The sequence below is a fragment of the Gelidibacter maritimus genome (assembly GCF_014062315.1).
In the GTDB taxonomy this organism is placed as follows: domain Bacteria; phylum Bacteroidota; class Bacteroidia; order Flavobacteriales; family Flavobacteriaceae; genus Gelidibacter; species Gelidibacter maritimus.
Genome location: NZ_JACGLT010000022.1, coordinates 13,880 through 27,827 on the forward strand (window position 1 = coordinate 13,880; position 13,948 = coordinate 27,827).

Sequence of the window (13,948 nt, forward strand, 5' to 3'; positions counted from 1 at the left end):
ACAAACTAACTATTAAACTATAAACTAATATGGGTAAAGGAATCCTATCATTTTCATATGTCTTAAGAGTCACATTATTTCTTTTATTTGTAGTGAGTCACATGTCTCTATATGCTCAAAGCGATAAAATCATTTCAGGAGTTGTATCCGACCAATCTGGCGTTCCTCTACCTGGTGTTTCTATTGTTGTTAAAGGAACCGCCACGGGAACCGTTACAGATTTTGATGGTAATTTTAGTATCTCGGTTTCCAGTCCTAAGGCGGTATTAGTATTCTCTTATGTTGGGTTTATTACCCAAGAGAAACCTGCGTCCAGTAAACAACCATTTAATATCGCTTTAGAAGAAGATATTCAATCGTTAAATGAAGTGGTCATTGTGGGGTATGGTTCTCAAAAGAAGGAAACGGTGACAGGTGCCATTAGCACTATAAAAGGTTCTGAGCTAACCGATGTGCCGACATCAAATTTAAGTACCGCTATCACTGGAAAGTTGCCAGGGGTGGTAACGATACAAAGTTCGGGTCGACCAGGTGAGGATGCTGCAAATATTTTTATTAGAGGACAATCAACATGGGTGGACAGTTCGCCTTTGATTATTGTAGATGGTGTAGAGCGACGTACTTTTTCACAAATAGCCCCTAATGAAGTGGAAAGTATTTCGGTTTTAAAAGATGCGTCATCAACAGCTGTATATGGTGTTAAAGGTGCGAATGGTGTTATTTTAATAACTACCAAGCGCGGTGAGGTAGGGCGACAAAAAATAAGTGTCTCTGCAGATTTGGGTGCACAGCAACCGATAAATATTCCGAATTTCCTAGGTTCTTATGACCATTTATTATTAAGAAAGCAAGCGTCAATTAACGACGGATTAAATATTGAAAATGATCCCTTGATTTCTGATGAATCCTTAGAAGGGTTCCGCTTAGGAGAAGATATATTCAGGTACCCAAATTTGAAATGGTATGACAAGGCTATTAAATCATTGTCTTTTCAGCAAAAGTATAATGTCAATATCTCTGGAGGTACAGAAAAAGTCAAATACTTCGTGTCTTTAGGGTATCTTAATCAGGACGGGATGTTTAAATATACAAACACCCATAACCGATACAGTTCGGACACCGACTTTAAACGTTTTAATTTCCGTTCAAATCTGGATTTTAAAGTCAATAAATTTCAAACCTTAAGTGCTAATATTAGCGGTCGTAAGGATACAAAGAATGGGTTCCCAAACATAAGTAACGTCTTTCAGTCGTTAATTGCTCAAGTACCTTATGCGTTTCCTATCTATAACCCAGATGGCAGCTATGCAGCGATTGCTGGACAGGGAAATCCTATAGTTAAAATAGCAGAAAGTGGCTATGATAGAACAGATGTCAACAACTACGATATCGTCGGGAGTTTAAAAAATGATTTAAGCTTTATAACGGATGGTTTGACCTTGGACATGAATTTGTCTTACAATAGTTCTACAGGATCGACTAAAAGTTATAGAGAGCAAGCGGGAACTTTTCAATACAATTCTGTCAGAGATGACTATGATCAAATCACTGAATACAGTCCGCTGAGTTACACAGGAGAGAGTCCAACTACCACCTTCACGAGATTAGGAATTCAGGCCAATATGCGATATACCAAAACAATTGGAAAGTCAAAAATCAATACCACTTTGGTTTATAACCAACAGAACGACAAAAGCAATACGTCCAACCCTTTTGTTTTAATGGGGTATGCTGGCCGTTTAGAATATGATTTTGACGGAAAGTATTTAGCTGAAATTAATGCGGGTTACAATGGTTCAGAAAATTTTGCGCCAGGCAATCAATTCGGTTTTTTCCCTGCGGCTTCCTTAGGATATGTCATATCAAATGAAAATTTTATGATGCCATTGTCCTCTGTCGTCACATTTCTTAAAATAAGAGGTTCTGCTGGTTTGGTCGGTAACGATAAGATTGGAGGCAGCCGTTTCTTATGGCAAGGTTTATATCAGTACCTGCCTGCTACGGGCTCACGATTACAATATATTGGTTTTGGTACTACAAACCCGTCTAGTTTAGGTGGGATTTATGAAACACGTACTGAAAACAGACTGTTAACATGGGAAAAATCACTTAAACAAAATATTGGTTTGGATGCCAAGTTTTTTGGAAATAGACTGCTAGACATTACAATAGACGTATTTAATGAACACCGTACAGATATTTTAATGTCGGCACGCTCACTGCTCAATACCACAGGGATTCCATCACCACAATATAATATAGGTGAAGTTAAAAACTGGGGGTATGAAATAGATGTCAGCCATAGGAATACCATTGGTGAAGTTGGGTATTCATTACGCGGGTGGTACAGTTTTGCGCGAAACGAAATTATCAATTATGACGATCCTAGTGGAACCCCTGTAATGCAAAAATATGCCGGCTATCGCATTGGACAATACAGAGGATATAAAGTTCTTGGATATTTTACCTCTCAGGAAGAAATTGACAATTCACCAGATCACAGCACTCTTGGAGGACCAATTATTCCAGGTGATTTAAGATATCAAGATACTAATGGTGATAATAAAATCACCGAAGCAGATATACAACCTATAGGATTTTCGCAAGTACCAGAAATCATTTACTCAATAACACCTGAAGTTTCCTGGAAGGGCTTTACGCTTAACGCTACGTTGCAAGGTGCGGCAAATGCTTCAGTTCTGTTTACTTCTAATGCAGGTTTTGAATTTGGAGGTGCTGCAGGTGGTGGACAAGTGACTACAATGCATCAGGATTATTGGACGGTCGATAATCAAAATGCAAGTTATCCATCCTTACACCTTAATCCACAGCATAGTAACAAAAATGTGAATTCATTTCATTTAAAATCTGGTAATTATGTAAGACTGCGTAATGTACAGCTAAGCTTTGAATTGCCTGAACTGTTTTGTAAAAAGCTCAATATAAAAAATATGAGAATCGTATTAAGTGGTAATAACTTAAAAACATGGTCGAAAGTAGAGGGCTTCGACCCTGAAACTGTAGATCAAAAAGGAGAATCCTATCCGCAACAAAAGGTGTATAACTTAGGTATTAATATTAATTTATAATGAAGATGAAAATCAATAAACAATATAAAGTAATACCATTTATAATGGTTTTAATAGTGGTCCTAGGAAGTGCTGTATCATGTACAGATGTGTTTGATGAGTCACAGCTAAATCAAGCACCAGAGCAAGATTTGGATTTTGACAAAGTATTTACTGACTATCAGCAATTTCGTCAATACTTAGACTATAGTTATTATTTTATGCCAGGTCACTTAGGACGTATGTGGAACAGTATGGTTGCAGAACTGTCTGACGAAGCAGAAGGACTTGGAGTTAACGTATGTTCTTCTGTATTTAATAATGGAGCTTGGTCTGGAGACGTAATCCCTGGCATAGGATCAAATCCTGCAGCCAATGCTAATAGGGAGCTAAGTGATATGTGGAATGACTTATTTAAAGGCATTCGTCAAGTAAATAATGTTATAAAAAACATCGATTTAGTTGAAAATTTCCCTTCTCAAAAAGTTTACGAGCGTTCCTTAGGTGAAGCCTATTTTATTCGTGGGTTTTTATATTTCGAATTAGTGAAACGTTGGGGTGGCGTGCCTCTTTTTGATAGGCCATTGGAGTTAGGTAAGGATGAATTGGATGTACCTAGAAACACCTACGAAGAAAGTATCAATTTTATAGTTGAAGATTGCAACCGTGCAGCTCAACTGTTAGATTTAGAAAACTTAGGAGGTGATACAGGAAGAGCCACAAAAGGTGCAGCATTGGCTTTAAAGTCAAGAACTTTATTATATGCTGCCCGACCATTAAATAACCCTAATCAAGATGTGGAAAAATGGAAAGCGGCGGCAGCGGCAGCTTGGGATGTTATTAATTTAAATCAATACAGTCTCGATCCTGATTATGTGAATATGTTTTTCAGATCAGATTTAGGAAATGAAATCATAATGAATCGTCCAAGACCAAAAATAAATTTTGAACAAGGGCATTCCGACAACTCTAATTTTTTAGTACGGTTTATTGTGCCACAAGGGTATGATGGTTGGATGGGCACTGCGGTAACACAAAATTTCGTGGATCTTTATGAAGATTCTAATGGGTTTCCAATCACAAATGCAAGTTCAAACTACAACCCGAATGATCCCTACGTCAATAGGGACCCGCGTTTGAAAATGACCGTGCTTTATAACGATCGTTATTGGTACAGTAGAAACACACAATTTTATACAGGTGGTCTTGATTATGGAAATACCTTAATAAATCCAATAGGTTACTCTATAGCAAAATTTTGGCCAGAGGCACACCAGCGTTATAAAGGCACCAGTACGTATTTAAATTATATTTATTTCCGATATGCCGAGGTGCTTCTTAATTATGCCGAAGCGGTAAATGAGGCCTATGGACCCGATGGTGCACATTCGGGAGCAGGATTAACAGCAAGAGATGCCACATCACAAGTTCGTCAAAGAGTAAATCAGGTGCCTATTCCATTGGTATTGTCATCTTCTAAAGAGACCATGCGTGAGCGGATTCATAACGAACGTGCTATTGAACTTAGTTTTGAAGAACAGCGCTGGTACGACGTCCTAAGTTGGAACAAAGGCGTGGAGATTTTTGGAGAAGAAAACCCCATAAAGGGCATGAAAATCACTAAAAATCCTGATGACACATTTATCTACGAACCTTATGTGTACGAAACACGTGTGTTTAGACCTCACATGAACCGTTACCCAATTCCTAATAGTGAAATTTATAAGAGTACGGAGTTAGAACAAAACCCTGGTTGGTAATTATTATATAATCCTAAGCAGACAAAAATATATAAAGATGAGTCAAAACGAAATCAAAATAATGGTAAAAAGAAGCTTGTTATTGCTGGTGTTCTTTTTCTGTTCGACCTCTGTTTTTTCACAAAAATCACAAGAACAAACAGTTGGATATGAGTTGCGCGGAGTGGTTACAGATAGTAACGGTATGCCATTAAGCGGTGCTGATATTAAAATTCAAGATAAACCAGACGTTGTAAATACTGATGTTGATGGGTTATTCACGTTAGAAGTATCACCTTCTGATGTGTTGGTATGCAGCTATAAAGACTATAAAACTGAAAAAGTGCTTTTAACAGAAAAAACAAAAGCTCTTACTATTGTAATGCAACCATTATTTGAGGAAGATAGTGGGGTAGACGTGGCCTATGGAAACTATAGAAAACGAACGCTACCAGGAGCCTTATCTTATATTGATGCAGATGTCATTGAAAAGAATGCTGTGAGTATCGTTGAACAAGCATTAAACGGTACGCTATCTGGCCTGCATTCTGTTAAAAGTGGCGGACAAAAAATGGGGAACTCTAATTACAAATTTTATATAAGGGGCATTGCCACTACAGGTAACGCAAGTCCACTCATATTAGTTGATGGTGTTGATGCGAACATCAATCTGTTAGATCCTAAAGAGATTGAAAGTGTCACCGTTTTAAAGGACGCAACAGAACTATCTATGTACGGTATGCGAGGCGCTAACGGTGTTATTCTTGTTAAAACGAAACGCGGTGATAAATTAAATAGTTATATGAATGTTGAAATAAGAACAGGTTTTCAACAGGCTAATTTCATTGCTGATAAACTGAATGCTTACCAGTATGCGACTTTATATAATGAAGCTAGTGTTAATGATGGAGGAAGTCCAGTATTTGATACCTCTAATTATTTGAATAATAGCGACACGTTTCGCTACCCAAACACCAATTTTCCTGAGTTGTTTTTAAATGATAATACGCAATATATGTATCAAAATTTAAATTTCTCAACAGGTGGTGGTAATGATGTCGCCCAATATTATGTATTAGTTGGGTACATGAAACAAGATGGCTTGTTTACCGCGCCTTTAAATTATGGTGACGTAAACAACTCCAATGATGAACGCTATAACTTTAGAACGAATATTGATATTGATCTCGGCAAAGGCTATAAGCTTAACCTCAATATTGCAGCAATTAATGACGCTAAACGTTCGCCTTGGCTAGGAAGTGATTTTAATGTGAATAATTCTAATAGTAATCTTTTCAATAGAATTATGACAACACCTGCCAATGCCTATCCTTTAGTTAATCGAGATGGGTCTTTAGGAGGGTCTTCAGAATATCAAAATAACATGCTCGGTATTTTACAGTCTGGAAACCGAGTTGAAACGACACGACAATTAACTGCGAAAACGAAATTCACAAAGGATCTAAGTTCTTTATTAGAAGGATTAAGTGCTAATATGGTGTACAGCTTTGAGAATTATAACTCCTATTACCAAGGTCGTTATACAGGGTTTGCAGTATACCAATTGAATCAGGATGACACCTATACAATGTATGGAGTAGATGATACGAAAGTCACAAACACAGGGGGGCAAATGGGCGATTATTATAAAGATGTTACCATTATGGGCGGTTTGGACTATGAGCGTACTTTTGAAAATCACCAAGTAAGAGGAAGTTTAACTGCCAACCAATATACAAGTCGCATCAGTGGTGATAATCCAGATTATAAATGGTTAGGAACCTCTGGACGTTTTTTGTATGGGTTTCAAAACCGCTATTTTCTACAAGTAAGTGGTGCCTATCAAGGGTCTAATAGCTTTGCTCATGGTCAACGTTATGGTTTTTTTCCAGCAGTAGGAGCCTCTTGGGTAATTTCAGAAGAAGCATTTCTTAATGCTAGCCGGACCGTTAACTATCTTAAGTTAAGAGGGTCGTATGGTTTAGTCGGGAATCATTTAGACGCTACGCGTTACTTACACCGTCAAGCGTATATTAAAAATAATGGTTATGGTTTTGGGAACCCCAATGGTTCAGTTCCAGGAACGTATGCAGGAACTTTAGGAAACGAAGGTGCAACTTGGGAGAAATCTCTTAAGACTAATGTAGGTTTTGACTTGAGTATGTTCACGAATGCCTTAACGCTATCTGCAGATTACTTTCATGAAAACCGTAAAGACATACTCGTACCACAAGCTAATGTTGTACCAGATCTAATTGGTGTAGGGCTTCCCTTATATAATGCGGGAAACATCACCAATAAAGGTATAGAGTTACAGCTTAATTATACAAAAAATATAGGTGAATTACTGGTTAACGTAGGAGGGAATACGACCATTGCAAATAATAAGATCATCGATCTAAAAGAAGTTCCTTATAGCGCGCAAGAAGATTACCGCTATCGTAAGGGAAACTCAGTAGACTCTTATTTTGGATATGTTGCTAACGGTATTTACACGAATCAGGCTGAAATTGATGCTGATGCTGTGGGCTCTTCATTTGGATCTTTGGCTCCAGGTGATATTAAATATTTAGACTTAAATGGAGATGGTATTATTAATGATGCCGATAAAAAAGCGATTGGCAATACACTGCCAGAAGTGATTTATGGACTGCATTTAGGCCTTGAATTTAAAGGCTTCGATTTGTATGCTGCTGCTGAAGGGACTTCAAAATTTATCTCACATATTATACCTAATCAATTTTCAACCTATGCTTATGATAACCGATTCAAAAGTGGGGAAAATACGTCAACATTTGCATATCCAAGAGTTAGCTTAGAGAGTTTGCATAATCAGCAAACATCAACTTTCTGGCAAGAAAATGGAAATCTTTTCCGGCTTTCAACTATAGAATTGGGCTACACACTACCAACTCAGACTGTACGTAACTTGTCCATATCAAAATTGAGGCTGTTTTTGAATGTTGATAATATATTCTCTACTAACAACTCTATTGAGGGTCGTGATTTTGAAGCGGTTAATGCGGGCTATTCAGATTATCCGATGTTGAAAACGTACTTGGTAGGTTTATCTGTAAATCTTTAATCTATAAAACAATAGGTAATGAAACTAATTAAAGTAATAGTATTTGTATTGGTCATAGTATCTCTATCCTCCTGTGAAGATCTACTAGATCCAGATTTAGATGGCACCTTAAGCGAAGAGGCTGTTTGGTCAAATAATAACTTGGCATTTGGTTTTTTAAATAATGCATACAATAACTTGCCAGACGGATACAATCGTATTTCTAATGCAATGCTCGCAGCTGCAACTGATGATGCAGTGAGCCCAGACCCTATCAGCAAGGTTAATGGGTTTAATGATGGCAGATGGAGTCCATTTAATGTGATTGATGATGTATGGAATAAGAATTATGAAGGCATTCGCAAAGTCAATACATTCCTTGAAAAGGTGGATAGCGTGCCACTCCCTAAAAAATCCAATGCCTTAGGTACGGATGAAAGTATTTTGAATACGCGCAAGAGAATGAAAGGAGAAGCACGTTTTCTTCGGGCTTACTTTTATTTAGAATTGGTTAAGCGTTACAGAGGGGTTCCATTGACTCAAAGTGTTTTAACACCTGAAGAGGCAGTGAACTTAAAACGTGCAAGTAGCGATGAATGTTTTGAGTTTATCCTTGCAGAATGCGAAGCTGCTGCACAATTGTTGCCTAGGAAATATGGGAGTGCTCCAGCTATAGTTGGATTTAATGAAGGTAAAGATATAGGACGGGCCACATCGGGAGCAGCATTAGCTCTTAAGTCTAGAGCTTTATTGTATTGGGCAAGTCCACTATTTAATCCGGCCAACGATATAACACGATGGGAACGTGCTGCAACGGCAGCAGCGGAAGTTATCGATTATACGGTCAATGAAAATGGTGGGACTAAAGTGTACAACTTGCAACGTTTTAGTTCTACTTTAACGATGTCTACTTTATTTACTACAAATTCGATTGTACCGCAATACCATGACGAACTTATATTTTCAACCAAATATAATAATAACACCACGGTTGAAAGACAAAACGCGCCTATTTCGTATGGAGCAAAAGGCTTAACTAATCCTACTCAAAACTTAGTTGAGGCGTTTCCTATGAGTAACGGTAAAGCCATTTCTGATCCAACATCAGGATATGATTCAAATAATCCATTTAAAGACCGAGATCCACGATTAAGCATGACGGTTTTGGCAAATGGGACTGAATTTGAAGTGAATGACAAAGCCAGGGTATTAGAAACCTTTGATGGTGGTGCAGATGGCCCTGGAGCTTATCCCAATGCTACGCAAACAGGCTATTATTTACAGAAATACGTGATGCCATTTGCGGCATGGGAAGGACGCACAGTTGATGTAACGCGCACGTGGATTTTAATTCGATTTGCAGAAATATACTTAAATCTGGCAGAAGCAAGAAACGAAGCTTTTGGTCCTGATGACGATGTGTACTTTGCATTGCGAACCTTACGTTTCCGCGCGGGATTTCGACCGGTTTACGTACCGCCAGGTTTAAGTAAAGATGAAATGCGAAAATTCATTCAAAATGAACGACGTATTGAAATGGCCTTTGAAGAACACCGTTTTTTCGATGTACGTCGTTGGAAATTGTTTGACCAGCCTTCTGAGCGAGAGAAATTGCTAACGATTCGTGGCGTTAAAATCACTAAAGATCCAGTGTCAGGGAACTTTACTTATGACACTAATAATGTGGTGCAACAACGTTTTTTTTCTGACAAAATGTATTTATATCCCATATCTGAATCTGAACTTAACAGGAGTAATATGTTAGAACAAAATCCTGGTTGGTAAGTCTGTTATCATTTTAGGATGTGTATTAAAATTACAGACATTATTAAATAGAACAAGCAACTGATTAATTAATTTAAACCTGAGTATTATGAAAACAAAATTATCTTTTATTATCGTCATGTTAATGACAGTAACCTTGCACGCGGCAACATTGCGTGTATCTGCCACAGGGGATAACTCTGATGGATCCTCCTGGGCTAACGCCTATACAACAATTCAAGCTGCTTTAAATGCTGCAGTTTCTGGTGATGAAATTTGGGTGCAACAAGGCACTTATATTATCGTTAGCGAAGCAGAACAATTAGCTTATAAAGAGGGTGTGAACGTATATGGTGGTTTCACAGGCAGCGAAACTGCGCTTAGCCAACGGGATGCCAATCCAGAATTAACTATCATTAGCCATGTTGAAAATGGAACTCCAGATTTTAGGTTGCTCAGTAGTGCAGTTTTAAATACGGCTACTACCTGGGATGGTTTTACTTTTGATGGAAATAATGTGGGTACTGGTGTACTTTTATCAAGCAACTGTAATCTTAATAATGCTGTTGTTGTGAATTGCGCAGTAACTGATGGTTCAGGTGCAGGTGTTGCTATAGTCTCTAGTGAGAACGTTTTTGGCACCGTTAACTTAACTAATTCTACGATAAAGGACAATACCATTTTTTCAGATGGAGGAGGTTATTTTGGTGGTGGTGCTGGGATTTTTGTAGGTGCTAACTCAAAAGCAGCATTGATTGAAGATTGTATCATTTCTGGAAACACGATTAATGGTTTGTCAAACGGAAGTTCTGTATTTGGAGCAGGAATATTTATTATTGAAGGTGTTATTAAAAACTCCACTATTGATAATAATAAAGTTATAGGTACGGCAGCTGGAAATAATGTTACAGGAGCGGCTATTGCAATTGTACCTCAAACAGCTGCAAGAAAAGTCCTTATTGAAGGCTGTAGTGTGACCAATAATGAAAGTCGTGCACGTGGTGGTGCTATTCTTATAGATCCACGTTGGAGTGGCCAATTCCTTGGTGATTATACCATTTCTAACACCTCGATTATCAATAATAAAACTACTCAAGTTGGTGCCGGTATTTTAACTACGGCAGCTACACAACAAAATACAGGTTGGACATTAAATGTTATCAATTCTGTGATCGCTAATAATACCGCTAACACAGGAGGTGGGATGTTTATTAATAGCTCAGGAACTGTAAATGTGACCTATTCAACTATTGTAAATAATAATTCCACGGCTAATTATGGTGGTGGCGGAATTAATTTTGCAGGATCTGGAAACCAAACGATCAATGCAACATTAACGAATGTGTTGCTATGGGGTAATAAAGAAGGTATTCCAGACACAGGACGTACTCAATTTAGTAATAATGGACAAGCATCAACCATCCAGTATTCGGCAATACAAGGCTTTAATTCAACGTACTATGGCTGGGATAACGCTACTATCGAAAGCGTTATTAATTTAGATGCTGAGAATGCTACGGGACCTAAATTCTTAGCGCCAACAGCAACCGTTGGATTTGGAGCTAGTGATTTGGACGTGAGCAGATGGCAAATAACGGATGGCTCTGCGGCAATTGAAGCGGGGACGGATGCGACTGACAATAATGGCAACCCTATTATTACTGACTTTGCTGGAAAAGCACGTCCTAATTCGTCAAACGATTTTATTTACCCCGATGTAGGTGCTTATCAATTTGACGCTTCTAACCCACCAGTTTTGGGCTTAGAGACTCTAGTAGCACAACCATCAGAGTTTAGAATTTATCCTACGGTAACAACGCGTGTGTTAAACATTAAAACAAATAAAGCAATTAGGAACATTGAGATATTTAATATCAACGGAAGCCAAGTTCTAAAAACGAACGCAACTGAAGTTATCGATGTATCTAACTTTACAAGTGGTATGTATGTATTTAAAGTCATGTTTGATGATAACAAGACCTCTGTAAAACGTTTTATAAAACAATAAAAACGTTCATCTATGATAGCATAGGAAGTACAAGATATTACCCTGCAAATAATTGTTTTATTTGCAGGGTAATTATTTTTCAACAGCGTGACCCTTACGCTATAAGAACCTTTGTTTTTAGTATTAAATAGTCCAATATTCATGAGAATTGCAAGTGAATTTATAGCATCCTTTAAAACTATTCTTATAATCTGTTCAGTTTTTGTTTTCACTATCAGCAATCTTCAGGCTCAGGAATACAATTTCCAGCAATTAAGAGCCCGTGTTGCTAATAGTCAAAGCACAAACATTGCAGAAGTAGCAGTTATGGATGATTGGATTTCCAATCAGAATTTTGATGGAAGTTGGCCAGATATGACCTATGGAAACATTGCGTTAACAGATGCCTTAAACAATAATCACATCCACCGTTTATGGCATTTAGCCGCGGCTTGTACAAGGCTTGATCATATAAAATATAACGATTCAGGCTATAAGAATGCCGTTAAAAATGGCTTACAATTTTGGTATGATTCTAAAAGTAACGATGCCAATTGGTGGTTTAATAAAATTTATTTTCCGCAGCGATTGGGTGAGATTTTAATTTTTATGCGCGCTTTTGATGGGGTTATACCGCAAAATAGCTCAGTAGGAATTGATGAGCCAGAAATTTTATCATTATTTAACCCCACTGAAATAAAAGATATAACTTCCCATAGTACAGGTGCCAATGCCATTGACATTGCGTTACATTATGTGTACCGTGGCTTGCTTACTGAAAATGGACAGCTTTTAGAAGTTACGAGAAATAAATTAGAAACGCTTTTAACTGATAACATTAAAGCAGACATGGTCTATCAAGATCATGGACCACAAATAATGATTGCTAGTTACGGACCTGTATTTAGTGAAGGTTTGTTGCGTTTGGCATCTTATTTGGCAGATTCTCCAGCTGCTTTCGATACCAAAAGTGAGAGTTTTTCAAAAGTTATTCGTTTTATTCGCGATACTCAAATTTCATCGATCCGAGGCCGCTCATGGGACTTTAATATTTTAGGTAGGGGGGTTAGCCGTTACAATGCTCTGAAAGCTAGTCTGGGTTATCTTCATATTTTAGCAGAGACGATTGATCCAGAAAATGCTACATCCTATTTAGACGCACTAGGGAGGTTGAACGGCACATATCCTCCAGATTATAATGTGCGCACGTTTAATAAGCAGTATTGGGTTTCTGATTATATGCAACACGCTCGTAGTGGCTATTTGTTCACTATTCGAAATACTTCAACACGAACTGCGGAGAGTGAAACCGGAAATGGCGAAAATTTAAAAGCCAATTACTTTTCTTATGGTGCTAATTTTATGGCTATTGATGGTAATGAGTACACTAATATTATGCCTGTTTGGGATTGGGCTATGATTCCAGGGGCCACGTTTCCTTATATAGAGACATTCCCAAAACGACGCACTTGGGGTTCTAATTTTGGGAATACAACCTTTGTAGGTGGTGTTTCAAATGGGACTTATGGTGCTTCGGTCTTAAGTTTAGATGAAGCTAATATATCGGCTAAGAAAAGTTGGTTTTTATTTGATGATGAAATGGTCTGCTTGGGTGCTGGTATTGTAGATCATAGTAATACAGAAGTGCGGACAACGATTAATCAGGCGTGGATGCAGCATCCTTCGTATTACAATGAAAGAGGTAAAGCCACTGAAAAACTGGCAGATATAAGCTCAGATGTCTATCTTAATTCCGATTTGAAATACATTCGTAATGGCAAATTTGGATACTATTTTCCTAATGAAACAAAAGTTAAGTTTACCATGCAGTCAAAAAGTGGCACGTGGCTCGACATTAATAAGATTGAAGATTCAACAAAAACTGAAGCGGGAAATGTCTTTTCTCTATGGGTAGATCATGGAAAAAATCCCGATAATGCCTCCTATAGTTATATCGTGGTTCCAAATATAGATTCCAATAAAAAAGCACAAGCATATGATATGAATGCTTTGGACATCATTGAAAACACAACTACAATCCAGGCGGTTTACCATAAGGCTTTGAACCTATTGCAAGCGATATTTTATCAGGCCGGAACCGTTGAATTTCAAGGAATGAGCGTGTCGGTTGATAGACCGTGCGCCTTGCTACTTGATCGAGGAACGAGCGTAACCGTTTCAAATCCTTCGCAAACCTATTCTAATGTTTTGGTGCGCATTAAAAAGAAGGGCAAAACATACGCTCAGGTTGTAGAATTGCCTACAGGAGGGCATAAGGAAGGCGCTTCGGTGACCGTCAATTTTAAAATACCTTAAAAAATAGAGT

The 13,948-nt window shown here is 37.9% G+C and carries 6 protein-coding genes; all 6 read left to right on the top strand.

The features are described from left to right. Positions 1–29 precede the first annotated feature (29 nt). The 6 genes from H3Z82_RS18055 (at position 30) to H3Z82_RS18080 (ending at position 13,938) form a co-directional block, all read left to right on the top strand. Positions 30–3,089: a SusC/RagA family TonB-linked outer membrane protein gene (locus tag H3Z82_RS18055; protein ID WP_182206901.1), complete on the top strand. Its 3,060-nt coding sequence runs from the start codon at positions 30–32 to the stop codon at positions 3,087–3,089. A 5-nt stretch (positions 3,090–3,094) separates the two neighbouring features. Further along, positions 3,095–4,828, top strand: a complete 1,734-nt coding sequence (locus H3Z82_RS18060; RefSeq protein WP_220459209.1) for a RagB/SusD family nutrient uptake outer membrane protein — start codon at positions 3,095–3,097, stop codon at positions 4,826–4,828. A 37-nt stretch (positions 4,829–4,865) separates the two neighbouring features. Next, a complete protein-coding gene (locus H3Z82_RS18065) occupies positions 4,866–7,892 on the top strand; it encodes a SusC/RagA family TonB-linked outer membrane protein (protein ID WP_182206902.1) in 3,027 nt (1,008 codons plus the stop codon). 18 nt (positions 7,893–7,910) lie between these two features. Continuing rightward, complete coding sequence (locus tag H3Z82_RS18070) at positions 7,911–9,656, top strand: RagB/SusD family nutrient uptake outer membrane protein (protein ID WP_182206903.1); 1,746 nt, start codon at positions 7,911–7,913, stop codon at positions 9,654–9,656. A gap of 88 nt (positions 9,657–9,744) precedes the next feature. Further along, complete coding sequence (locus tag H3Z82_RS18075; protein ID WP_182206904.1) at positions 9,745–11,643, top strand: T9SS type A sorting domain-containing protein; 1,899 nt, start codon at positions 9,745–9,747, stop codon at positions 11,641–11,643. Between the two features lie 141 nt (positions 11,644–11,784). Beyond that, a complete protein-coding gene (locus H3Z82_RS18080) occupies positions 11,785–13,938 on the top strand; it encodes a polysaccharide lyase family 8 super-sandwich domain-containing protein (protein ID WP_182206905.1) in 2,154 nt (717 codons plus the stop codon). The last annotated feature ends 10 nt before the right edge of the window (positions 13,939–13,948 follow it).

Bases quoted from the DNA above. Each gene is read 5' to 3' on its own strand.
- H3Z82_RS18055 (WP_182206901.1), top strand. From the start codon at position 30: ATGGGTAAAGGAATCCTATCATTTTCATATGTCTTAAGAGTCACATTA.
- H3Z82_RS18060 (WP_220459209.1), top strand. From the start codon at position 3,095: ATGAAAATCAATAAACAATATAAAGTAATACCATTTATAATGGTTTTA.
- H3Z82_RS18065 (WP_182206902.1), top strand. From the start codon at position 4,866: ATGAGTCAAAACGAAATCAAAATAATGGTAAAAAGAAGCTTGTTATTG.
- H3Z82_RS18070 (WP_182206903.1), top strand. From the start codon at position 7,911: ATGAAACTAATTAAAGTAATAGTATTTGTATTGGTCATAGTATCTCTA.
- H3Z82_RS18075 (WP_182206904.1), top strand. From the start codon at position 9,745: ATGAAAACAAAATTATCTTTTATTATCGTCATGTTAATGACAGTAACC.
- H3Z82_RS18080 (WP_182206905.1), top strand. From the start codon at position 11,785: ATGAGAATTGCAAGTGAATTTATAGCATCCTTTAAAACTATTCTTATA.